General features: G+C 76.0%; 21 protein-coding genes and 1 pseudogene. 16 read left to right on the forward strand and 6 right to left on the reverse strand.

The window, feature by feature from the left end:
- The first annotated feature begins 49 nt into the window (after nucleotides 1–49).
- The 6 genes from ACI79W_RS09980 (at nucleotide 50) to ACI79W_RS10005 (ending at nucleotide 7351) form a co-directional block, all read left to right on the forward strand.
- Complete coding sequence (locus ACI79W_RS09980; protein WP_456561926.1) at nucleotides 50–3208, forward strand: Rne/Rng family ribonuclease; 3159 nt, start codon at nucleotides 50–52, stop codon at nucleotides 3206–3208.
- Nucleotides 3209–3469: 261 nt separating this feature from the next.
- A complete protein-coding gene (rplU, locus tag ACI79W_RS09985) occupies nucleotides 3470–3781 on the forward strand; it encodes a 50S ribosomal protein L21 (RefSeq protein WP_236829593.1) in 312 nt (103 codons plus the stop codon).
- Between the two features lie 7 nt (nucleotides 3782–3788).
- Nucleotides 3789–4046, forward strand: a complete 258-nt coding sequence (gene rpmA / locus ACI79W_RS09990; protein WP_091933064.1) for a 50S ribosomal protein L27 — start codon at nucleotides 3789–3791, stop codon at nucleotides 4044–4046.
- Nucleotides 4047–4181: 135 nt separating this feature from the next.
- Nucleotides 4182–5717, forward strand: a complete 1536-nt coding sequence (obgE, locus tag ACI79W_RS09995) for a GTPase ObgE (RefSeq protein WP_456561927.1) — start codon at nucleotides 4182–4184, stop codon at nucleotides 5715–5717.
- Nucleotides 5714–6838 carry a glutamate 5-kinase gene (gene proB / locus ACI79W_RS10000; protein WP_456561928.1) on the forward strand — a complete coding sequence of 375 codons (1125 nt, stop codon included), beginning with the start codon at nucleotides 5714–5716 and terminating at the stop codon, nucleotides 6836–6838. The genes obgE and proB overlap by 4 nt, the downstream gene beginning before the upstream one ends.
- Nucleotides 6839–6868: 30 nt before the next feature.
- The gene (locus ACI79W_RS10005; protein ID WP_236826289.1) at nucleotides 6869–7351 is read left to right on the forward strand and encodes a peptide deformylase; all 483 of its coding nucleotides are present in this window, start codon (nucleotides 6869–6871) and stop codon (nucleotides 7349–7351) included.
- A 13-nt stretch (nucleotides 7352–7364) separates the two neighbouring features.
- Here the strand turns inward: ACI79W_RS10005 and ACI79W_RS10010 are convergent, their stop codons facing one another.
- The 4 genes from ACI79W_RS10010 to ACI79W_RS10025 are packed head-to-tail and all read right to left on the reverse strand — an operon-like array spanning nucleotide 7365 to nucleotide 10615.
- Nucleotides 7365–7778, reverse strand: a complete 414-nt coding sequence (locus tag ACI79W_RS10010) for a Fur family transcriptional regulator (protein WP_456561929.1) — start codon at nucleotides 7776–7778, stop codon at nucleotides 7365–7367.
- The gene (locus tag ACI79W_RS10015; RefSeq protein WP_456561930.1) at nucleotides 7775–8803 is read right to left on the reverse strand and encodes a metal ABC transporter permease; all 1029 of its coding nucleotides are present in this window, start codon (nucleotides 8801–8803) and stop codon (nucleotides 7775–7777) included. Before ACI79W_RS10015 ends, ACI79W_RS10010 begins: the two co-directional genes overlap by 4 nt.
- Before the next feature lies 1 nt (nucleotide 8804).
- Nucleotides 8805–9656: a metal ABC transporter ATP-binding protein gene (locus tag ACI79W_RS10020; protein ID WP_456561931.1), complete on the reverse strand. Its 852-nt coding sequence runs from the start codon at nucleotides 9654–9656 to the stop codon at nucleotides 8805–8807.
- The gene (locus ACI79W_RS10025; RefSeq protein ID WP_456561932.1) at nucleotides 9653–10615 is read right to left on the reverse strand and encodes a metal ABC transporter substrate-binding protein; all 963 of its coding nucleotides are present in this window, start codon (nucleotides 10613–10615) and stop codon (nucleotides 9653–9655) included. Before ACI79W_RS10025 ends, ACI79W_RS10020 begins: the two co-directional genes overlap by 4 nt.
- A 91-nt stretch (nucleotides 10616–10706) precedes the next feature.
- On the opposite strand from ACI79W_RS10025, the gene ACI79W_RS10030 reads away from it, so the two are divergent.
- From ACI79W_RS10030 to holA, 10 genes and pseudogenes are all read left to right on the forward strand, one after another.
- The gene (locus ACI79W_RS10030; RefSeq protein WP_456561933.1) at nucleotides 10707–11960 is read left to right on the forward strand and encodes a glutamate-5-semialdehyde dehydrogenase; all 1254 of its coding nucleotides are present in this window, start codon (nucleotides 10707–10709) and stop codon (nucleotides 11958–11960) included.
- Between the two features lie 47 nt (nucleotides 11961–12007).
- Nucleotides 12008–12895, forward strand: coding sequence for an AAA family ATPase (locus tag ACI79W_RS10035; RefSeq protein ID WP_456561934.1), 888 nt, complete (start codon nucleotides 12008–12010; stop codon nucleotides 12893–12895).
- Nucleotides 12895–14322 carry a vWA domain-containing protein gene (locus tag ACI79W_RS10040; RefSeq protein WP_456561935.1) on the forward strand — a complete coding sequence of 476 codons (1428 nt, stop codon included), beginning with the start codon at nucleotides 12895–12897 and terminating at the stop codon, nucleotides 14320–14322. Before ACI79W_RS10035 ends, ACI79W_RS10040 begins: the two co-directional genes overlap by 1 nt.
- A 229-nt stretch (nucleotides 14323–14551) precedes the next feature.
- Nucleotides 14552–15295 (forward strand): nicotinate-nucleotide adenylyltransferase, encoded by a 744-nt coding sequence (nadD, locus tag ACI79W_RS10045; protein ID WP_456561936.1) that lies wholly within the window; start codon nucleotides 14552–14554, stop codon nucleotides 15293–15295.
- The gene (gene rsfS, locus ACI79W_RS10050) at nucleotides 15292–15723 is read left to right on the forward strand and encodes a ribosome silencing factor (protein WP_456561937.1); all 432 of its coding nucleotides are present in this window, start codon (nucleotides 15292–15294) and stop codon (nucleotides 15721–15723) included. The genes nadD and rsfS overlap by 4 nt, the downstream gene beginning before the upstream one ends.
- On the forward strand, nucleotides 15720–16469 hold the full coding sequence (locus ACI79W_RS10055; RefSeq protein WP_456561938.1) for a histidine phosphatase family protein: 750 nt from the start codon (nucleotides 15720–15722) through the stop codon (nucleotides 16467–16469). Before rsfS ends, ACI79W_RS10055 begins: the two co-directional genes overlap by 4 nt.
- A gap of 55 nt (nucleotides 16470–16524) precedes the next feature.
- Entirely contained in the window at nucleotides 16525–17424 is a 900-nt protein-coding gene (locus ACI79W_RS10060) for a DegV family protein (protein WP_456561939.1), read from the forward strand.
- Between the two features lie 137 nt (nucleotides 17425–17561).
- Complete coding sequence (locus ACI79W_RS10065; protein WP_456561940.1) at nucleotides 17562–18389, forward strand: helix-hairpin-helix domain-containing protein; 828 nt, start codon at nucleotides 17562–17564, stop codon at nucleotides 18387–18389.
- Nucleotides 18390–18466: 77 nt separating this feature from the next.
- Nucleotides 18467–20491 (forward strand): annotated as a pseudogene (locus ACI79W_RS10070) (ComEC/Rec2 family competence protein); the annotation flags it as partial.
- A gap of 319 nt (nucleotides 20492–20810) precedes the next feature.
- Complete coding sequence (gene holA / locus ACI79W_RS10075; RefSeq protein ID WP_456561941.1) at nucleotides 20811–21812, forward strand: DNA polymerase III subunit delta; 1002 nt, start codon at nucleotides 20811–20813, stop codon at nucleotides 21810–21812.
- A gap of 48 nt (nucleotides 21813–21860) precedes the next feature.
- Here holA and ACI79W_RS10080 read toward each other — a convergent pair whose 3' ends face one another.
- Together ACI79W_RS10080 and rpsT are read right to left on the reverse strand one after the other, a co-directional pair.
- Complete coding sequence (locus tag ACI79W_RS10080) at nucleotides 21861–22445, reverse strand: RBBP9/YdeN family alpha/beta hydrolase (protein WP_456561942.1); 585 nt, start codon at nucleotides 22443–22445, stop codon at nucleotides 21861–21863.
- Between the two features lie 106 nt (nucleotides 22446–22551).
- Nucleotides 22552–22812, reverse strand: coding sequence for a 30S ribosomal protein S20 (gene rpsT / locus ACI79W_RS10085; protein ID WP_236826314.1), 261 nt, complete (start codon nucleotides 22810–22812; stop codon nucleotides 22552–22554).
- Nucleotides 22813–22947: the final 135 nt, after the last annotated feature.

A 22947-nucleotide genomic window follows, 5' to 3' on the forward strand; every position in this document is an offset into this window, starting at 1 on the left:
AGTCCTCACCGATCGGCGCCCGGGAGCAGCACAGGAGGCGAGAGCCCTCGTGGCTGACACCGACCACCCGACCACCGACACCGACGACGCGACGGACGCCGCGGTCCCGCCGGGCACACCGCAGCCCGCCGAGGCCGAGGCCACCGGCATCCCGGCGACCCCCGAGGAGGGGGCACCGGAGGCCGACCCCGCCGACGAGGACGGCGCCGCCGACGAGGGCGCCGCCGCCGACGGCGAGGCGACGGCGGAGACCGAGGTAGCGGCCGAGGAGCCCGAGCCGGCCGGGCCGCGCTTCGGCGCCCAGTTCAGCTCGCCGGAGCCGACCGCGGTCGTCGCGCGCCCCCGCCGCCGGGCCACCCGCCCGGCCGGCGCGGCCGCCCCCGACCCCGATCCGGTGCAGCCCGCGCGCCCGGTCGTCGCGGCGGCGGTCCCGGCGTTCGTGAGCTTCGTGGCGCCGCCCGACGACGCACCCCCGGCGCCCCGCCGCCGCAGCCGCCGCCCCGTCGAGTCGCCCGAGCCCGACCTCACCGACGAGGCCGCCGAGGAGCGGGACGCCGACGAGACCGCCGACGAGGCGCCGCGCTCCCGCCGCAGCCGCTCGCGTCGCCGCGCCGCCGAGGAGCAGCCCGAGCTGGCCGAGGCGGACACCGACGACGAGCAGGCGGAGGACGCCGACGACCGCGACGACTCCGGCGAGGACCGCGACGAGGGCGGCTCGTCGGCGAGCCGTCGCCGCCGCCGCGGCCGTCGTGGCCGTGGCCGCGGTCGCAGCGGCGAGGACGCCTCGGACGCCGACGACGACAGCGCCGACGAGCGCCCGCACAGCGAGGACACCGAGGACGAGGACACCTCCGCCGACGCGGGCGAGGGCGACGAGGACGAGAACGACACCGACGACGAGGGCTCGACCGGCTCGGGCACCCGCCGCCGGCGCCGTCGTCGCCGCCGGGGCAGCAGCTCGGGCGCCGAGGACAGCTCCGAGGACTCCGACGACGACGACCGCCCCGAGCGGGCGGGCCGCAACGGCCGGACGACCAGCGACGACGACGTCCGCGGCATCACCGGCTCCACCCGGCTGGAGGCCAAGCGCCAGCGCCGCCGGGATGGCCGCGACACCGGCCGGCGCCGTCAGCCGATCCTCACGGAGGCGGAGTTCCTGGCCCGTCGCGAGGCGGTCGACCGCAAGATGGTCATCCGCCAGCGGGGGGAGCGCACGCAGATCGCCGTCCTCGAGGACGACGTCCTCGTCGAGCACTACGTCACGCAGGCCTCGGCGACGTCCTTCGCGGGCAACGTCTACCTGGGCCGGGTGCAGAACGTCCTGCCGAGCATGGAGGCAGCGTTCGTCGACATCGGCAAGGGGCGCAACGCCGTCGTCTACGCCGGCGAGGTCAACTGGGACGCCGCCGGGCTCTCGGGCAAGCAGCGCTCGATCGAGCAGGCGTTCAAGTCGGGCGACAAGATCCTCGTGCAGGTCACCAAGGACCCGATCGGCCACAAGGGCGCCCGGCTGACGCAGCAGATCAACCTGCCCGGCCGCTTCCTCGTCTACGTGCCCGGTGGCTCGATGACCGGGATCAGCCGCAAGCTGCCCGACACCGAGCGCCAGCGGCTCAAGGACATCCTCAAGAAGATCGTCCCCGAGGACGCCGGCGTCATCATCCGGACCGCGGCGGAGGGCGCCTCGGAGGAGGAGCTCACCCGCGACGTCAACCGGCTCAAGGCCCAGTGGGACGTCATCAAGCAGAAGTCCGAGTCGACGACGAACGCGCCCACGCTGCTCTACGGCGAGCCGGACCTCGCCATCCGGGTCATCCGCGACGTCTTCAACGAGGACTTCAAGGAGCTCGTCGTCCAGGGTGACGACGCCTGGGACACCGTCGAGGCCTACGTCGCGCACGTCTCGCCCGAGCTCAGCGAGCGGCTCACCCGTTACACCGGTGAAGGTGACGTCTTCCGCGACCTGCGCATCGACGAGCAGCTCACCAAGGCGCTGGACCGCAAGGTGTGGCTGCCGTCGGGCGGCTCGCTGGTGATCGACCGGACCGAGGCGATGACCGTCGTCGACGTCAACACCGGCAAGTTCACCGGCTCGGGCGGCAACCTCGAGCAGACGGTGACGCGCAACAACATGGAGGCGGCCGAGGAGATCGTCCGCCAGCTCCGGCTGCGCGACATCGGCGGCATCATCGTCATCGACTTCATCGACATGGTGCTCGAGAGCAACCGCGACCTCGTGCTGCGGCGGCTGACCGAGTGCCTGGGCCGCGACCGCACCAAGCACCAGGTCGCCGAGGTGACCTCCCTGGGCCTGGTCCAGATGACCCGCAAGCGGGTCGGCCAGGGGCTGCTGGAGGTCTTCTCCGAGGCCTGCGAGCACTGCCGCGGCCGCGGGATCCTCGTGCACACCGACCCGGTCGACGAGAAGCGCCGGGGGAGCGGTCCCGGCGGCAACGGCTCCGCCGGGAAGGACTCCGGCGGCGGCGCCAAGGACGCCGGCAGCGGGCGCAACCGCGGCAACGGCGGTGGCGGCAAGGACTCCGGCGCCAAGGACTCCGGCGGTAAGGAGTCCACCGGCAAGGAGAGCCCGGCCGCCGAGGAGACCGAGGAGAGCGGCCGGCCGGTCGCGGCCGAGGCCCCTGCCGGTGACGGCGAGCCCTCCGAGGGCGGGCGCAGCGGCGGCCGCCGCAGCCGGGGCCGCCGCAACCGCGGGCAGTCGGGGGAGGAGCGCGCGGCCGAGGACGCCGCTGTCCTCGCCGGCACCCGCGCCGACGACGGGGCGCCGGCCGAGCCGGTCGCCGACGGCTCCGCCGAGACGGTCGAGGATGTCGTGCCGCCCGTGCTGGAGCTCGACCCGCCGGTGCGGGTGCCCACGGTCCAGCCGCTGCCCGAGAGCGTCCCGGTCCCCGCCGCGCAGGCGGAGACCGAGGCCGACGACGTCCTCCCCGCCGGTGAGGTCGCCGCCGTGGAGGTCCCGGAGCAGGACGCGTCGCCGATCACCCCGGCGACCACGCCCGCCGACGTCGTCCCCGGCGGGGTGGCGCACGCCGCCGACGCCGGTGCGCAGACCGAGGACGCCCCGCCGGTCCAGGACGCCCCGCCGGTGCCGGAGGCGCAGGCCCCCGGCGACGGCGAGGTCCCTGCCGCGGCTTCCCGGCCGCGGCGCCGCCGGGCGGCCAGCCGGCCGGCCGGCCCCCCGGTCAGCTAGCCCCGGGGACCGGTTGCCCGTGGATCGGCGGCCCCTGGGTGGGGTCGCCGATCCAGGGGAACGGGGTCAGCAGGGTCACGACCAGGGCGTGTCGACCGGCCCGGGACGCCTCGGGTACGCTGGACGGGTTGCTGCGCCACCGCGCAGGCGCCTCCGGGCGCCGCCGGGACGGCGTGCGCAGCCCGTCCAAGCACCCGGCGCCCCCCGGTCGTGCGCGCCGGACACAGAGCTCGACGTGAGAAACGCGAACAGGAGTCAGTGGTGTACGCAGTGGTGAAGGCTGGCGGGAGCCAGCACAAGGTGGCCGTGGGCGACACGTTCACGATCAACCGTCTCGCCGGTGAGGCTGGCGACACCGTCACCCTGCCGGCCATCCTCCTGGTCGACGGTGACACGGTCACCAGCGACGCGGCGGCCCTGGCGAAGGTGACCGTGACGGGTGAGATCCTCGCCCACGGCAAGGGTCCCAAGATCCACATCCACAAGTTCAAGAACAAGACCGGCTACCACAAGCGTCAGGGGCACCGTCAGCGCCTCACCGACGTCGTGGTCCGCGACATCACGAAGGGCTGACGCCGACATGGCACACAAGAAGGGCGCCTCGTCCTCCCGGAACGGCCGCGACTCGAACGCCCAGCGCCTCGGCGTGAAGCGCTTCGGCGGCCAGGTCGTGAAGGCCGGCGAGATCATCGTCCGCCAGCGCGGCACCCACTTCCACCCGGGCCTGGGTGTCGGCCGCGGCGGTGACGACACGCTGTTCGCGCTCGCGCCGGGCGCGGTCACCTTCGGCACGCGACGGGGACGCAAGACCGTCTCCATCACCGCCGTCGAGGCCTGAGAGGACCCCGTCCTCCTCATCCCTCGCACGCTCGGGACGAGCCTCGGGACGGGGCCGTTCCATCCGCTCATGGGCGCACGGGCCGATCGGCCCGTGCGCTCGTGGCGTTCTACAGCAAGCTAGGAGGTGGCGGGCATGGCCGCTTTCGTCGACCGGGTGACCATCCACGTCGCCGCCGGCAACGGTGGGCACGGCGTGTCGTCGGTGCACCGGGAGAAGTTCAAGCCGCTCGGCGGGCCCGACGGCGGCAACGGCGGTGACGGCGGCGACGTCGTCCTCGAGGTGGACCCGAGCGTGCACACGCTGCTCGACTTCCACCACCGCCCGCACCAGAAGGCGGCCAACGGCCGCCCCGGCGCCGGGAGCAACCGGCACGGCGCCCGTGGCGAGGACCGGGTGCTGCGCGTCCCCGAGGGCACGGTCGTGAGCACCCTCGACGGCCGGCAGATCGCCGACATGGTGGGCGCCGGCACCCGCGTCGTGCTCGCGCACGGCGGCAAGGGCGGGTTGGGCAACGCCGCGCTGGCCAACAACCGCCGCAAGGCGCCCGGGTTCGCGCTGCTGGGCGAGCCCGGCGAGGCCCTCGACGCGGTGCTGGAGCTCAAGAGCATCGCCGACGTCGGGCTGGTCGGGTACCCGTCGGCCGGCAAGTCCTCGCTGGTCGCCGCCATGTCGGCGGCCCGGCCGAAGATCGCCGACTACCCCTTCACCACGCTGGTCCCCAACCTCGGCGTGGTCCGCTCAGGCGACACCGTCTACACGATGGCCGACGTGCCGGGGCTGATCCCCGGGGCCTCGGCCGGCAAGGGCCTGGGCCTGCAGTTCCTGCGGCACGTCGAGCGCTGCGCCGTGCTGGTGCACGTCATCGACATGGCGACCATGGAGCCCGGGCGCGACCCCGAGACCGACATCGACGCGCTGGAGCACGAGCTCGCCGAGTACGGCGGCGACGAGCTGGACCTCGTCGGCCGGCTCCGCATCGCGGTGCTCAACAAGATCGATGTCCCCGACGGCCGTGAGCTGGTCGACCTGGTCCGCGGCGCCCTGGAGGCGCGCGGGCTGCAGGTGTTCCCGATCAGCGCCGTCACCGGCGAGGGGCTGGCCGCCTTCGGCTACGCGCTGGCGGCCGCGGTCGAGGAGCACCGGGCCTCGCTGCCGGCGCCCGAGCCGGTGCGCGTGACGCTGACCCCGCGGGCGGTCGACGACAGCGGCTTCACCGTGGAGCGCGACCCCGACGGGGCGGGTGGGGCCGACGGCGCAGCGTTCGTCGTCCGCGGCGTGAAGCCGGAGCGGTGGGTGCGGCAGACCGACTTCACCAACGACGAGGCCGTCGGCTACCTCGCCGACCGGCTCAACCGGCTCGGCGTGGAGGAGGAGCTGGCCAAGGCCGGCGCGCGCGAGGGCGACGCCGTCACCATCGGCGACGTCACCTTCGACTGGGCGCCGACGCTGCCGGCCGGCACCCTCACCGCCGAGGAGTCCGCGGGCCTGGGCGGGCGGGGCACCGACAACCGGCTCGAGAGCAACGAGCGGGTCGGGGCGACCGAGCGGCTGGCCGCCAAGCGCGCCCGCCGCGTCCCGTTCGAGGCCACCGAGGCCGGCTGGACCGACGCAGAGCTCGAGGAGATGGCCGACGACCTGCCCGGTGGGGCCGGCGAGGGAACCCGGTGACCCCGGCCGCCGCCCGCCCCGCGATCGCCGGGGCGGGCCGGGTCGTGGTCAAGGTCGGCTCCTCCTCGCTGACCACCCTGCCCGGGGGCCTGGACGTCGAGCGGCTGACCGCCCTGGTCGACGCGCTCGCCGCCGTGCGGGCCTCGGGCCGGCAGGTCGTCCTGGTGTCCTCCGGCGCGATCGCCGCCGGGCTGGCGCCGCTCGGCCTCGACGGGCGCCCCCGCGACCTGGCGACCGCGCAGGCGGCGGCGAGCGTCGGGCAGCTGCGCCTGGTGCAGACCTACGCCGACGCGTTCGCCCGCCACGGGATCACCGTCGGCCAGGTGCTGCTCACCGCCGACGACCTCACCCGCCGCAGCCACTACCGCAACGCCCGCCGGACGGTCGAGCGGCTGCTGGACCTCGGGGTGCTGCCGGTCGTCAACGAGAACGACACGGTCGCCACCGAGGAGATCCGCTTCGGCGACAACGACCGCCTGGCCGCCCTGGTCGCCCACGTCTCGCAGGCCGACGCCCTGGTGCTGCTCTCCGACGTCGACGGCGTGTACGACGGCGACCCGCGCACCGGGCCGGCGCAGTTGGTCGACACCGTGCGCGACCCCGCGGACCTGGCCGCCGTCGTGCTCGGCTCGGCCAGCCGGAACGGCGTCGGCACGGGTGGGATGGCGACCAAGGTCGAGGCGGCGTTCATCGCCGCGCACGCCGGGGTGCCGGTCGTGGTCACCTCCACCCCGCAGGCCGCGGGCGCGCTGGACGGCGACCGGGTGGGCACCCTGTTCGCGCCGATGGGCAAGCGGCCCAGCGCCCGCCAGTTCTGGCTGCGCTACGCCAGCCGGCCGCGGGGCCGGCTGCTCCTCGACGACGGTGCGGTCGAGGCGCTCCGCGAGCGGCACGCCTCGCTGCTGGCGGCGGGCATCACCGGCGTGGCGGGGGAGTTCGTCGCCGACGACCCGGTGGAGCTGGTCGGGCCGGACGGCGTGGTGGTCGCCCGCGGGCTGGTCGCCTACGACGCCCGGGAGATGCCCCGGCTGCTCGGCCGCAAGACCGGCGACCTCCCGGCGGAGTACCGCCGTGAGGTGGTGCACCGCGACGAGATGGTGCTGGTCGGACGCCTGCGCTGAGCGTCCGGACCGGGCTGAGAGACTGACCCGGTGACGATCCGCCCCATCCGCGAACTCGGCGACCCGGTGCTGCGCACGCCCTCGGACCCGGTACGGGCCTTCGACGGCTGGTTGGCCGCGCTGGTCCGCGACCTCGAGGAGACCGTCGACCACCCCGGCCGGGCCGGGGTCGCGGCGCCGCAGATCGGCGTCAACGTGCGCGCCTTCTCCTACAACATCGACGGCGTCATCGGGCACATGGTCAACCCGGTCATCGTCGAGCGCTCCGAGGAGATCCAGGACGGCGACGAGGGCTGCCTGTCCGTGCCGGGCATCTGGGCGCCGACCGTCCGCGCGATGCGCTGCGTCGCGGAGGGGTTCGACGTCGACGGCAAGCCGTTGCGGCTGGAGGGCGAGGGGCTGATGGCCCGCTGCCTCCAGCACGAGGTCGACCACCTCGACGGGAAGGTGTTCCTGGACCGGCTCACCGGTGACGCCCGGAAGGCCGCCCTGCGGGCGCTCCGCGAGCGCTGACCAACCGCGCCTGTCAGCCGTCGGCGGCGCAGCTCCCGCAGGTGCCGAAGACCTCGAGCTCGTGCTGCACGTCGGCGAAGCCGTGCTCGGCGGCGATCTTGGCCGCCCACCGCTCCACCGGCGGGTCGGCGACCTCCACGGTGCGCCCGCAGGCGCGGCAGACCAGGTGGTGGTGGTGCACCGGTGAGCAGCGGCGGTACGCCGCCTCGCCCTCCCCGCTGCGCAGCACGTCGACGAGGCCGTCGTCGACCAGCGCCTGCAACGCCCGGTAGACCGTCGCCAGGCCCACCGAGTCACCGCGCTCGCGCAGGAGCGAGTGCAGGTCCTGGGCGCTCCGGAAACCGTCGAGCTCGTCGAGCAGCTCGAGGACGGCGGTGCGCTGGCGGGTCTGCCGGCGGGCGGGCGGAGCGACGTCCGGGGAGCTCACGGTCGGCCTGCCTTTCCCTCCACCCGCGCCGTCGCCGGGTGCTCGCCGTGCTCGTCGTAGTGCACGCCGGATCCGGTCCGGTGCGGCGCGTGCAGGTGGCCGTCGTGGTCGTAGTCCACGTGGTCGCCGTGCGAGACCGCCCGGTGGCCGCAGCCCTCCCCGTGCTCGTGCGGGTGGGCGGCGTGCAGATCGACCCTACGCCGGTGCCGCCGCCGGCCCGTGGTGTCCCGGACGGCGACGGCGAGGGTGACGAGCAGGAACAGGCCGATCGCCAGCAGCACGATGGTGCCGCCGGACGGCGTGCCCGTGTAGTAGGAGGCCGTGGTACCGGTGACGCTGATGACCAGGCCGATGCCGCAGGCGAGCAGGAGCGCCTGCCGGAAGCTGCCGGCCAGCAGCTGGGCCACCGCGCTCGGCAGGATCATCAGCGCGCTGATCAGCAGCAGGCCGACCACCCGCATCGACAGCACGACCGTCGAGGCGACGAGCGCGGCGAGCACCACGTTGAGCGCCAGCACCGGTAGGCCCACAGCGCGGGCGTACTCCTCGTCGTCGCTCACCGCGTACAGCCGCTGCCCGAGCAGCCACACGACCGAGAGGATCACCACCGTGATGACGCCGAAGGCGACCAGGTCGCCGGCGCTCGTGGTGGTGATCGCCCCGAACAGGTAGGCGTCGAGGTTGGTCGCCTGGCCCGGGGGCGCCAGGCTGAGCAGCACCACGCCGCCGGCGATGCCGCCGTAGAAGAGGACGGCGAGCGCCACGTCGCCGCTGGTCCGGCCGCGGGCGCGGACGAGCTCGATCAGCACCGCCCCGGCGATCGCGGCGACGAGGGCGGCGCCCACCGGCGCGGTGGAGGTGAGGACGCCGACGCCCACGCCGACGAGTGCCACGTGGCCGAGGCCGTCGCCCAGCAGCGACAGCCGCCGCTGCACCAGGAAGACGCCGACGGCCGGCGCGGCCAGCCCGACCATCAGGGACGCGAGCAGTGCCCGCTGCATGAACTCGTACTGGAGGATCTCCACGTCACTGCTCCCCGTCGCGGGCGCGCACCGGCCGGGACGACGTCCACGGCTGGTGCTGGCGGTACCCCGTCCCCGGCTGGTCCTCCGGGTCGTCCGGGTGGTGGTGCCCCGCACCGCCGGCGAGGGGGCCCGCATCGGCCAGGGGCCCGTCGTAGCGGATCCGCCCGTGGTCGACGACGACCGCACGGGTCAGCACACCGGCGAGCGGGCCCGCCTCGTGGGTGACCACGAGCAGGGTGGTGCCCCGCGCGGACACCTCGGCGAGGACCCGGGCGAGGGTGCGCTGGTTGGCGGCGTCGACCCCGGCGGTCGGCTCGTCCATGATCAGCAGCTCGGGCTCGGCGGCCAGAGCCCGGGCCACGAGCACGCGGCGCTGCTGGCCGCCCGACAGCGACGCGACCGGGTCGCGCACGCGGTCGCCGAGCCCCACCGCGTCGATGGCGTCGGCCACCGCCGCGCGGTCAGCGGCCGACGGCCGGCCGAGCAGTCCCCGACGGGCGAGCCGGCCGACGCCGACCACCTCGCGGACGGTGGCCGGTACGGCCCCGCTCACGGTGTGCCGCTGCGGCACGTAGCCGACCCGGCCGCGCTCGCGCAGCCGCCCCACGGGCGCGCCCAGCACCGTCACCTCGCCGCCGAGCACGGAGGCCAGGCCGAGCAGGCCGCGCGCGAGGGTGGTCTTGCCCGATCCGTTGGAGCCCAGGACGGCGATCGCCTCGCCCGGGCGCACGGTCAGGTCGACGTCCCGGACCACCGGGACGTCGCCGTAGCCGATGCTGGCGCCGCGGAGCCCGACCGCGAGGTCGCGATCGGGCTCCGTCGGGCGCTGCCCGGCGAGGTTCCGGCCGGTCACGAGCAGTTCTGACCCTCCTGCAGGGTGGCGAGGTTGGCGCGCATCACCTCGAGGTAGTCCCCGCCGGCCGATTCGTCGGTCAGGCCCTCGATCGGGTCGAGGACGGCGGTCTCGACGCCCGCCTCGCCGGCCACGGTCTCGGCCACCGCCGGGTCGACGAGGGTCTCGGTGTAGACCGTGGTGATGCCGCGGTCGGCCACCAGCTCGGCGATCTCGGCGAGCTGGGCCGCGCTCGGCTCCTGCGTCGGGCTGAGACCGTTGATGCCGACCACCTCGAGACCGTAGCGCTCGCCGAGGTAGCCGAACGCGTCGTGGCTCGTCACCAAGGTGTCCACCGCGCAGCCCGCCAGCGCATCGGACATCTCCGCGTCCAGGGCCTCGAGGTCGGCGCGCAGCGCCGCGGCGTTCTCCGCGTAGGTGTCCGCACCGTCCGGGTCCAGCTCGGTGAGCCGGTCGGCGAGGGCGTCGGCGACGTCGGCCAGGCGGGTGGGGTCCAGCCAGAAGTGCGGGTCGACCGCCTCGCCGCCCTCCGCGTGGTCGTCCTCCTCGGCGTGCTCCTCGCCCTCGTGGGCGTGGTCGTGCTCACCGGTGGTGGTCAGCGAGAGGTCGGCGGCCTGGCCCGCGTCCCAGGCGGCGTCCGCTGCCTCGGAGGCGACCGCCTCGTCCAGGCCCGGCTGGAAGCCCTCCAGGTGGACGACCAGGTCGGCCTCGGAGATCGCGGCGACGTCCCGCGGGGTGAGCTCGAGGTCGTGCGGCTCGGCACCGGGCGGGGTGGCCGAGGTGACCGACGCGCGGTCGCCGCCGACCTGCTCGGCGGCCCACTGCAGCGGGTAGAAGCCGGCGAGCACGGACAGCTGGCCCTCGCCCGCCCCGGTCCCGCCCTCCTCCGCGCCGCAACCGGCGAGCAGCAGGCAGGTGGCAGAACCGAGTACGACCGCCCCGCGGCGGATCGGCGTCATGTGCATGAGAATCATTCTCGCACAGGGGGCCGTCGGGGCGGTCCGGGGTCGCGCGGGGGAACCCGTCCGGCCGCGCGCGTAGGATCTCGGTGTGTCCGACGTCTCCGGCCTGCCCCTGATCGGTGCCGCCGCGCTGCGCGCGAAGGCCGCCTCCCGGGTGCTCCGCACCCTGCCGACGGACACCAAGGACGCCGCGCTGACGGCGATGGCCGAGGCGCTGGTCGCGCGCGCCGACGAGATCCTGGCGGCCAACGCGGCCGACGTCGCCGCGGCCCGGGCCGACGGCACGCCCGAGGCGATCGTCGACCGGCTGCGGCTGGACACCGGCCGGATCGCCGGGGTCGCCGACGCGCTGCGCCAGCTGGTCGCGCTCCCCGACCCGGTGGGGGATGTCGTCCGCGGGTCCCGGCTGCCCAACGGGCTGGAGCTCAAGCAGGTCCGCGTGCCCCTCGGTGTGGTGGGGATCGTCTACGAGGCCCGCCCCAACGTGACCGTCGACGCCGCCGGGCTGTGCCTCAAGAGCGGCAACGCGGCGCTGCTGCGCGGCTCGGCCTCGGCGTTCGGCACGAACACCGCGCTGCTCGCCGTCCTCGCCGAGGCGGGTGAGAAGGCGGGGCTGCCGGCGGGCTTCGTCGAGCTGCTGCCGGCCGACCGCGCGTCGGTGGGGGAGCTGCTGAACGCCCGGGGCCTGGTCGACGTCGTCATCCCGCGCGGTGGGGCCTCGCTGATCCAGCGGGTCGTCCGGGAGTCGCGGGTGCCGGTGATCGAGACCGGCGAGGGCAACTGCCACGTCTACGTCGACGCCTCGGCCGACCCGGAGATCGCCGAGGCGGTCGTGCTCAACTCCAAGACCCACCGGGTGAGCGTCTGCAACAGCGCCGAGACGCTGCTCGTGCACCGTGACGTGCCCTTCCTGCCGCGGCTGCTGGCCGCGCTGGCCGACGCCGGGGTCGCGCTGCACGGCGACGAGGCGGCCCGCTCGGCGCACGACGGCGTCGTCCCGGCCACCGACGAGGACTGGGGCACCGAGTACCTGTCGATGGACATGGCGGTGCGGGTCGTCGACGACCTGCCGCAGGCCCTCGACCACATCGCCCGCTGGAGCACCGGCCACACCGAGGCGATCGTCGCCGACTCCGCCCGCGCCATCGCCGAGTTCACCGCCGGGGTGGACGCCGCCGCCGTGCTGGTCAACGCCTCCACGCGGTTCACCGACGGCGGCGAGTTCGGCTTCGGCGCCGAGATCGGCATCTCCACCCAGAAGCTGCACGCCCGGGGCCCGCTCGGCCTGCCCGAGCTGACCTCGACCACCTACGTCGTCACGGGGTCCGGCCACACGCGCTGACCGCCCGGCGAGTGTCCGGCCCGCCCCACCACCCCGACAGGAGCCGCATGCCCCGCCCGCCGTCGCAGTCCCCGAACTTCTCGTCGGTCGCGGACGTCAGCAAGCGGTTGTCCACCGCCGGCTACCTGCCCGACGCCCAGATCGCGACGACGGTCTTCCTCGCCGACCGCCTCGGCAAGCCGTTGCTGGTGGAGGGGCCGGCGGGCACGGGCAAGACCGAGCTGGCCAAGGCGCTGGCCGCCGCCACCGGGTCCGAGCTGATCCGGCTGCAGTGCTACGAGGGCCTGGACGAGGCCCGCGCGCTGTACGAGTGGAACTACAAGAAGCAGCTGCTGCGCATCCAGGCGTCCCAGGCCGAGGGGGGTGCGGACTGGGACACCGTCCACGACGACATCTTCGGCGAGGAGTTCCTGCTCTCCCGGCCGCTGCTCACCGCGATCCGCCGCACCGAGCCCACCGTGCTGCTCATCGACGAGACCGACAAGGCCGACGTCGAGGTGGAGGGGCTGCTGCTGGAGGTGCTGAGCGACTTCCAGGTCACCATCCCCGAGCTCGGCACGGTGACCGCGAGCCGCCGGCCGACCGTCGTCCTCACCTCCAACGCGACCCGCGAGCTCTCCGAGGCGCTCAAGCGGCGCTGCCTGTACCTGGCGCTGGACTACCCGAGCGCCGAGCGGGAGCGGGAGATCGTGCTCTCCCGCGTGCCCGACCTCGCCTCGGGCCTGGCCGACCAGCTGGTCGCGACGGTTCGGGCGCTGCGCGGGCTGGAGCTGAAGAAGTCGCCGTCGATCTCGGAGACCCTCGACTGGGCGCAGACCCTGCTGGAGCTGGGGCTCGACACCCTCGACGAGCCGGCGATGGCCGCGACGCTGGGCGTGGTGCTCAAGCACGCCAGCGACCAGACCCGGGCCGCGGCCGAGCTGCGGCTGAACTGATGGACGCTGCTCCGCAGGGGAACCGGACGGAGCCCGGTGGGCTCGCCGGGCACCTGGACGGGTTCGTGCGGGCGGTCCGCGAGGCAGGCATCCCGGTCGGCATCAGCCAGGCCGTCGACGCGGCGGAGATCCTCACCGTCGTGGACCTGCTCGACCGGGAGCAGCTGCGCCACGGGCTGGCCGCCGTGCTGCTCCAGCGCGCGGCCCAGCGCCCCACCTACGACGTCCTGTTCGACCTGTGGTGGCCGCTCGGTGACCGCCCCGAGCCCGATGCCGCGGACGGCGAGGCGCCGGGCGAGCCGGGGGAGTCCACCCTGGACGTGCCCGACGACGCCGCGCTGGCCGCGCTCATGCGCGCCCAGCTGCTGGAGCTCCTGCAGGACGGCGACCCGGAGGCGCTGCGCCGGTTCGCGCGGGACGCCGTGGACCAGCTGGGCCAGGGGCAGCCGACCCCCTCGGGGCAGTCCTACTTCAGCTACCGGGTGATGCGGGCGCTCTCGCCGGACACGCTGGTGGCCCAGCTGCTCGCCGGGCTGCTGGGTGACGGCGGGCGCGGCGGGCTGGTCGAGCAGGTCGCGCGGCAGACGGTGCGGGACCGGCTGGCGGCCTTCCGGACGGCGGTCGAGGCCGAGGTGCGGCGGCGCACCGCTGCGGAGAAGGGGCGCGACCGGGTCGCGAAGAACGCCGTCCGGCCGCTCGCCGACCAGGTCGACTTCCTGCGCGCCCAGTCGGCCGACCTCGCCGAGCTGCGGCGGTCGGTGGCCCCGCTGGCCCGTCGGCTCGCCGTCCGGCTCTCGGCCCGCCGGCGGCTGGGGCGGGAGGGCCGGCTGGACTTCCGCAAGACCGTCCGCGCTTCGCTGGGCACCGGCGGCGTGCCCGTCGTCACCCACCACCGGCCGCGGAAGGTGCACAAGCCCGAGCTGGTCGTGCTCTGCGACGTCAGCGGCTCGGTGGCCGGCTTCAGCCACTTCACGCTCATGCTCACCCAGGCGCTGCGCGAGCACTTCACCGGCGTGCGGGCGTTCGCGTTCGTCGACTCCACCGACGAGGTGACCCGGTTCTTCAGCCCAGGGGTCGACGTCGCCGACGCGATCGCGCGGATGGGCCGGGAGGCGCAGGTGGTCGGCTTCGACGGTCACAGCGACTACGGCACCGCCTTCGAGGTGTTCGCCGACCGCTGGGCCTCGGCGGTCGGGCCCAAGACATCGCTGCTGGTGCTCGGCGACGGGCGCACCAACTACCGGCAGCCCGGGGTGCCCGTGCTGGCCGGGCTGGTGGGCAAGGCCCGGTCGGCGCACTGGCTGAACCCCGAGCCGCGCCGGCTGTGGGGCAGCGGCGACTCCGCGGCGGAGCGGTACGGCGAGGTGATCGACATGGTCGAGTGCCGCAACGCCGCCCAGCTGGCCGACTTCGTCACGACGCTCTGACCGGCCGGCGTGCCGGCACGCCGAGCTGTCGACGTGCCGATCTGTCGACCGCGTCCGGTGCCGTCGTGTCGGGATGTCGTCGTGTCGTGGTGTCGACGCGTCCCCATGTCGACGCGGCGGGCGGCCGCCGGCCGGCAGGAGGTGCGGTCGGGGCGGGGCGGGCGGGGGAGCACCCCGGGCGGACCGGTCCTCGCGGCGCCGTCCGGCGCCACCCGGATACGCTCGGCCGGTGGCGGGACGACGAGTCGGCGTGATGGGTGGGACCTTCGATCCCATCCACCACGGGCACCTCGTCGCCGCGAGCGAGGTCGCCGGTCTGTTCGGGCTCGACGAGGTCGTGTTCGTGCCGACCGGTCAGCCGTGGCAGAAGAGCGACCGGGACGTCAGCCCCGCCGAGGACCGCTACCTCATGACCGTGATCGCGACGGCGTCGAACCCGCGGTTCTCCGTGAGCCGGGTCGACATCGACCGGGGCGGGCCGACCTACACCTACGACACCCTCACCGACCTGCACGCCCAGCGGCCCGACGACGAGCTCTTCTTCATCACCGGCGCCGACGCCCTCTCGCAGATCATGACCTGGCGCGACGGCGCACGGTGCTTCGAGCTGGCCCACTTCATCGGCGTCACGCGGCCCGGTTACACGCTGGCCGACAGCCACCTGCCCGAGGGCGGGGTCAGCCTCGTGGAGATCCCCGCGCTGGCGATCAGCTCCAGCGACTGCCGCGAACGGGTGGGCCGCGGGATGCCGGTCTGGTACCTCGTGCCCGACGGCGTCGTCCAGTACATCGAGAAGCGGGGTCTCTACCGGAGCACCGCGCGGCGTCCGACCGCCGGACCCGTCCGCGACGGCCGGCCGGCGGGCGACCGCCCCACCTACGACCGCCCGCCGGCCGGGCCGGGAGCCACCCCGGACGCCACCGGCGAGCGCACCACACCCACGACGTCCCACCTCCAGGAGGTGCCCGAATGACCGCCTCGCCCGAGGCCCGGGAGACCGCGCTGCGCGCCGCCCAGGCCGCCGCGGACAAACTCGCCACCGACGTCACCATCGTCGACGTCAGCGAGCGGCTCGCCATCACCGACGCCTTCGTCCTCGCCTCCGCACCCAACGAGCGGCAGGTCCAGGCGATCGTCGACGAGGTCGAGGAGCGGCTCCGGGAGCACGGTGTCAAGCCGGTCCGGCGGGAGGGCGTCGCCGAGGCCCGCTGGGTGCTGCTGGACTTCGTCGACGTCGTGGTGCACGTGCAGCACGCCGAGGAGCGGGCCTACTACGCCCTCGAGCGGCTGTGGAAGGACTGCCCCTCCATCCCCTTCACCGACGCGGACCGTCCCGCGAGCGGCGCGGAGGATTCCGCAGACCCCGCTTCTCCGTCCGTCGCGGAGACGGCCGGCCAGTGACGGCACCGGCCCTGCCCGAGCTGCCGGTGACCCGTCTGGTCGTCTGGCGGCACGGGCGGACCCGGTGGAACGCGGCCGGACGGTTCCAGGGCCAGCTGGACCCGCCGCTGGACGACGTCGGGCGCGCGCAGGCGGCCCACGCCGCCCCGCACCTCGTGGCGGCCGCCGGTCTCGGGAGCCGGTCGACCGCGGTGGTCGCCAGCGACCTCGACCGCGCGGCCGACACCGCGCGGGCCCTGACCTCCCTGCTCGGCGTGCCGCTGCGGCTGGACCCCCGGCTCCGCGAGCACGGCATGGGCAGCTGGGAAGGGCTGACCCGGGACGAGGTCGCCGACCGGTACCCCGAGCAGTACGCGGACTGGCTGGCCGGGCGCCCGGTGCGCGGCCGCGGCGGCGAGGAGGCCCCGGCGGTCGCCGCCCGGGTGCTCGCCGCGCTCGCCGACCTCCCGCCCGCCGACGTCGCCGTGGTGGTGACCCACGGGGGCACGAGCGGACGGATGATCGAGACGCTGCTGGACCTGGGGCCCGACCACCGCCGGGTGTTCGGCCCGCTGGGCAACTGCGCGTGGAGCGAGCTGACCCGGCAGGCCGGCCGGTGGCGGCTGATGCGGCACAACGCATCGGCCGGTCCGCTCCCCGAGGGGCTCGCCGCACCCGGGGCGGACCGGCTGCGCGCCGACCCCGAGGAGGGGGCACCGGGCGCGGCCGGTGATCGCCCGGACCAGGACGCCGACGCCGTCGGCTGACCGGCTGCCGCCACCACGCACGACCCGGTGGCGTGGCGACGGTTAGCCTCGCCGAATGCCCGTCGCCGTCCTCACCGATTCGACGGCCTACCTGCCGGGTGTGCTTGCCGACGAGTTGGGCATCCGGGTCGTCCCGCTGTACGTGGTCCTGGCCGGCCGGTCGGGGCGGGAAGGCGAGGACATCGGCTCCGAGGACGTGGCGAAGGCGCTGTCGGCCCGCGGCCAGCAGGTGTCGACGTCGCGGCCCACGCCCGGGGACTTCGTGGCCGCGTACCGGGCGGCGCTGGACGCCGGGGCCGACCGCCTCGTGTCGGTCCACCTCTCCGCGGAGCTCTCCGGCACCTGGGACGCGGCGCGCGTCGCCGCCTCGCAGGTCGGGGAGCACGTCGTCTCCGTCGTCGACTCCCGCTCGGCGGCGATGGGCACCGGGTTCGCCGTGCTGGAGGCCGCGCGTGCGGCCGCGCGTGGCGCCGACGGCGACACCGTGGCCCGGGTGGCCCGCGAGGCCGCCGACCGCACCCGCACGCTCTTCGTGGTGGACACGCTCGAGCACCTGCGGCGCGGCGGGCGGATCGGCTCGGCGGCGGCCGTCCTCGGTTCGGCGCTCGCGGTGAAGCCGGTGCTGCACGTGGTCGACGGCCGCGTCGTGCCGTTGGAGAAGGTGCGCACCTCGGCGCGGGCGCTGGCCCGCCTGGTCCAGCACGTGGTCGAGCACGCGGGGGAGCGGGAGGTGTCGCTGGCCGTGCACCACCTCGCGGCCGCCGAGCGCGCCGACCGGCTGGTGACCGAGCTGCGCGCGCGCGTACCCCGGGTGCGCGAGCTCCACGTCAGCGAGCTCGGCGCCGCGATCGGCGCACACGTGGGTCCCGGGGCCGTCGGGGTGGTCGTCTCCACCGGTCCGGAGCCGGTGGCGCGACCGGCCGGCGACGCGGGCACGGGGACGGGCACGGGCTGACCGCGGGCGGGGCTGCACCCGCACAGGGTGCCGCGCACCCCGCGGACGGGGGCGCCGGTCGTCCACAGCCGGGGGCTCCTCCACAGGTCGCGCTGTGACCGGGTGCGGCGGCGGCCGGGCTCCCTAGCGTCGCCGGGGTGCGCCTCCTAGTCCGCCGCGACGACGACGCCGACGTGATCCGCGCCCGGCTGCGGGCCGTCCTGGCCGAACCCCGGCCGGTCACCGGCGGCTGGCTGCCCGACGACGAGGACGGGCCCGGGTGGCCGGCGGACGCGCGGATCACCGTGCCGGTGGAGTCCCCTGCGCCCGTGGACCGGCCGGCCGGTGGGGGCCGGCACCGCGCGCCCGGAACGACGCAGCGCTGGGACGCCGGGCGGATGGGTGGCCGGGCCGTCTGGGCGGCCGCCGTCGTGGCGGTGCTGCTCCTGCTGGTCTGGACGTGGGCGGAACGCCCGCGGGTGGAGCCGGCGGCGGCGCCCGCGCCTGTGGCGTCCGCGCCAAGCAGCGCTGCACCCGGCGGGCAATCGGTGGGGGAGGCGGCCGGCACGTCCTCACCCGTGGTCGTCGCCGTGGTGGGCCAGGTGGCGCGGCCGGGGCTGGTGACGCTGCCGGCCGGCGCGCGGGTCGCCGACGCCGTCGAAGCCGCCGGCGGGCTGCTCCCCGGCGCCGACCCCGCAGCGGTGAACCTGGCCGCGCCGCTCTCCGACGGGCAGCAGATCGCCGTGGGGGTGCCCGGAGCGGCGGCCGGTGGACCGCCCCCCGCGGCGCCCGGTGGCCGCGTGCACCTGAACACCGCCGGGGTCGCCGAGCTCGACGCGCTACCGGGCATCGGCCCGGTCCTCGCCCAGCGGATCGTCGAGCACCGCACGCGCAACGGGGCCTTCACCAGCGTCGAGGAGCTCGACCAGGTGCCGGGCATCGGCCCGGCCAAGGCCGCGGAGCTCGCCGAGCTGGTGCAGATGTGAGCAGCGCGCCGCACCCACGGCGGGTCCTGGACCTGCGGCTCTGGCCGCTGGCGGCGGCCGTGTGGGGCACGGGCCTGGTGGCGCCCCGGCTGCGGTGGACCGCGCTGGCGCTGATCGCCGGGGCGGCGCTCGCTGCTGCGGCGTACCTCGCACGCCTGCGGGGCCCGGCGGCGGCCCTGGCCCTCGTCGTCCTGGCCGGGGTCGCGGTCGGCTCGGGCACCGCGGCCGTGCGGGGAGCCGCCCGGGAGGCGTCCCCGCTGCGGGCGGCCGCCGAGGCAGGCGGGACGGCGCGGGTGGTCCTCACCGTGCGCGGCGACCCACAACTGCTGGCAGGCGGCGGTGGGAGGCCGCGCGTGCTCCTGGAGGCCGAGGTCACCGAGCTGGTCGGGGACGGCGCGGTGCACCACCTGGACGAGCCCGTCCTGGTCTTCGCGCCCGCTGACGGCTGGTCCGGCCTGCTGCCCGGCCAGCGCCTGCGGGTGCGCGCCGGCCTCGCGCTGCCCGAGGCCGGCGACGACGTGGTGGCGGTCCTCTCTGCCCGCGGCCCACCGGAGGCGCTCGGCGGGCCGGGGACGGTGCAGGGCGTGGCCGGCGACCTCCGTCGCTCGCTGGGCGCCGCGTCCCAGCGGGTGCTCGACGACCGCGCGGGCGGCCTGCTGCCGGGGCTCGTGGTGGGCGACACCAGTCGGATGGACCCGGTGCTCGACCAGGAGTTCCAGCGCGCCGGCCTGGCCCACCTGACCGCTGTCTCCGGCGCCAATGTGGCGATCGTGGTCGCCGGGGTGCTCCGGCCGCTGCGGCGCCGAGCGGTCGACCGGCGGGTCCAGGCGCTGGTGGGCGGGCTGGCGCTGGTCGGCTTCGTGGTGCTGGCCCGGCCGAGCGCGAGCGTGCTCCGGGCTGCCGCCATGGGCACGGTCACGTTGCTGGCCCTCGCGTCGGGCCGATCCCGCGCGGCGCTGCCGGCGCTCGGTGCGGCGGTGACCGTGCTGCTCCTGGTGGAGCCCGGGCTGGCGAGGGACCCGGGGTTCACGCTGTCGGTGGTCGCGACGGCGGCGATCGTGCTGCTGGCCCCGCCGTGGGCGCGGCGGCTTCGCGGGCACGGCTGGCCGGCGTGGCCCGCCGACGCGGTGGCCGTGAGCGCGGCGGCCGGGCTGGCGACCGCCCCGGTGATCGCCGGGTTGACCGGCACGGTGAGCCTGGTGTCGCTGCCGGCGAACCTGCTGGCGGCGCCGGCCGTGCCACCGGCGACGGTCCTCGGGCTGCTGGCCGCCCCGGCCGGCCTGGCGCTCCCCTGGGCCGCCGATGCGCTGGTCGGGCTCGCCGGGTGGCCGGTGCGCTGGATCGTGCTCGTGGCCGAGCGGGCCGCCGCAGCGCCCGACGCAGTCGCCGGCTGGCCGCCCGGCACGGTGGGGGCCCTGCTGCTCGCCGTCCTCCTGCTGGTGGCCGGCTGCCTGCTGTGGCGCTTCCCGCGGGCGCGCCCGCTCGCGCTGGCGGCCCTCGTCGGGCTCGTGCTGGTCGGCTGGCCGCTGCGCCAGGGCCTCGACGGCTGGCCCCCGGCCGGTGCGGTGCTCGTGGCGTGCGACGTCGGGCAGGGCGACGGGCTGGTGCTGCCGCTCGGCGCCGGGCGGGGGGTCCTCGTCGACGCCGGCCCGGACCCGGCCCCCATCGACCGCTGCCTCGACCGGCTGGGCATCGATGCCCTGCCCCTCGTGCTGCTGTCGCACCTGGACGCCGACCACGCCGGGGGTCTCGCCGGCGCGCTCACCGGCCGCGGGGTGGGCGTGGTGGCCACGGGGACCCTGTCCCCGGCGGACGACCGCGCCGCGCGCGTCGACGCGCTCGTCGCGCGCACCGGCGGCACCCGCGAGGTGCTGGTCCCCGGTGACCGGCGCAGCGTGGGCGGGGCTGAGGTCGAGGTGCTCGCGCCGGATCCGCGCCGGGCCACCGCTGCGGCCGATCCCAACGGGCTCTCCCTCGTGGCCCGGGTGACCGTGGGAGGGCTCCGGTTGCTGCTCACCGGTGACATCGGCGCCGACGAGGAGGCCGCCCTGCTGCACAGCGGCGCCGACCTGCGTGCCGACGTGCTCAAGGTGCCCCACCACGGCAGCGCGGACACCGACCCGGCGTTCCTGGCCGCCACCGGGGCCCGCAGCGCGCTGATCTCCGTCGGGGCCGGCAACGGCTACGGGCACCCGGCGCCGCGGCTGCTGGACTGGCTGGCCGACGCCGGCAGCCGGGTGCACCGCACCGACCGGGACGGCGACCTCGCGGTGGTCGGCACGGCCGGCGACTGGGGGATCGTCGCCCGCGGGACGGACGCCGGCGGGCAGGCGGCGCCGCCCGGCCCCACGCCCCCGGAGGCGCTCCCGGCGGCCCGGGCGGTCGCCACGGACCGTCGGTGCCGCGTGGCACCATGCGGGGGTGCCTGCCGCCCCCGTCGAGCCCACGTCGCGCCTGCGGGTGGTGATCGGCGAGGAGGAGTTGCTGCGTTCCCGGGCCGTCGCTGCCGTGCGCCGGGCCGTGCTCGCCCGCCACCCCGACGGCGAGGTGCACGAGCTGGCCGCGATGGGGCTGCCGGTGGGCGAGCTCGCCGACGTGCTGGCGCCGTCGCTGTTCGGTGGTCACCGGCTCGTCGTCGTCACCGGCGTGCAGGAGGCGGCGTCCGCGCTGGCCGACGCGCTCACCGGCTACACCAGGGACCCGGACCCCGACCTGACGCTGGTCGTCGTGCACTCCGGCGGCAAGCGGAACGAGGCGCTGGTCAAGGCGTTCAAGGCCGCCGGCGCCGCGGTCGACGAGTGCCCCAAGATCTCCTCCGTCGGCGACCGCATCGCCTTCGTGCGCAACGAGGTGCGCCAGCTGGGCGGCCGGATCACCCCCGACGCGGTCACGGCGCTGGTCGACGCGATCGGCGCCGACCTGCGGTCGCTCTCGGCCGCCGCCGGCCAGCTGGTCTCCGACTTCGGCGGCAGCATCGACGCCGACGACGTCGCCCGCTTCCACCGCGGCCAGGCGGAGGTCACCGGGTTCACCGTGGCCGAGCGGGTGCTGACGGGCGACCGCGCCGGCTCCATCGAGATGCTGCGCTGGGCGCTGGAGCGCGGGGTCGCGCACGTGCTGATCGCCGACGCGATCGCCGACGGCGTGCGCACCGCCGCGCGGGTGGCCTCGCTGAGCTCCAGCAACCCCGGTGACCTCGCCCGCACGCTGAAGATGCCGCCGTGGAAGGTGAAGAAGGCCCAGGCGCAGGCGCGTGGCTGGAGCATCGAGGGCCTCCAGCAGGCCCTCGGCGTGGCCGCCGACCTCAACGCCGACGTCAAGGGCGTCGCCGCCAGCGCCGACTACGCGCTCGAGCGGGCCATCCGGCGGATCGTCACCATCCGGGCGGAGACCGGGCGCGGCCGGGTGCGCACCGGCCGCTGACCCGGGCGGCCGGCCCGCCGACGAGGGATCAGTCTCGCCGACGAGGGATCAGCGAGGCGTCAGGCGGGTCGACGGGTCCAGGCACCACTGCTCGACGGCGGGCCACCGGCCGTAGCCCGCCTCGGGGTCCAGGTGCGCCTGACCCGGCAGCAGGTCGGTGTCGATGCCGAGCGCCCGGTACACCGGGACCGCGCCGCCGCCGGGCCAGTACGGGTCGTCGTCGCTCGCCACCAGGCGCACCGAGCCGGCGCCGCGGCCCAGCTGGTCCGCGTCGGGGCAGAACGCGGCGAAGGCGGCCACCTCCGGGTAGCCGGCCAGCACCTCGGGCGCCGGCGGGGCGACCAGGAGCACCCGGTCCACCCGCTCCTCCGGGGTGAGCAGCGACGCCGCGTGCTGCCACAGCGGCACGGCGAGGGAGTGCGCGACCACCACGCGCTCCCCGTCGCCCAGCTGGGCCAGTTCGGCGCGCAGCAGCTCCGTCCACGTGGCCGGCACCGGCCGGTCGGGATCGGGGAAGAGCACGTGCTCACCCGAGCGGCGCAACGACTCCACCAGCTGCCACTGCCAGTGGTGCGCGGGACGGTGGTTCTGCCACCCGTGCAGGACGAGGAAGCGGCGGCCGGGGGCGGTCACGGGACTCCTACGGGGCGTGCTGGGGTGGGCGGGAACGCGACGAGCCCCCGTCCCGCGAGGGGAGGGGGCTCGTCGTCGAGCGCGCGTCCGGGTGGACGCGGACCGGTCAGAGACCGGCGGTGAGCTTCGCCAGACCCGACTTGCGGTTGGCGGCCTGGTTCTTGTGGATGACGCCCTTGCTCGCGGCCTTGTCCAGCTGCTTGGCAGCGGCCTGGTAGGCGGCGGTCGCAGCCGCGGCGTCCCCCGACTCGGCGGCGGTGCGCACCCGCCGGACGGCCGTCTTCAGGGCGGACTTGACGGCAACGTTGCGCTGGCGCGCCTTCTCGTTGGTCTTGATCCGCTTCATCTGGGACTTGATGTTCGCCACGCGTGAGCCTCGGTGTCTCGACAGGAGGGAGTACTTCTGACAGTCGTTCGTGCGTCCGGGCGGCGTGCGCCACAGGACCGGCCTGCAAAGATACCAGCGCCCCGTCGGCCACCCCAACCCGCCGTCCGGCGACGT

Source organism: Blastococcus sp. SYSU DS0533 (assembly GCF_054050775.1).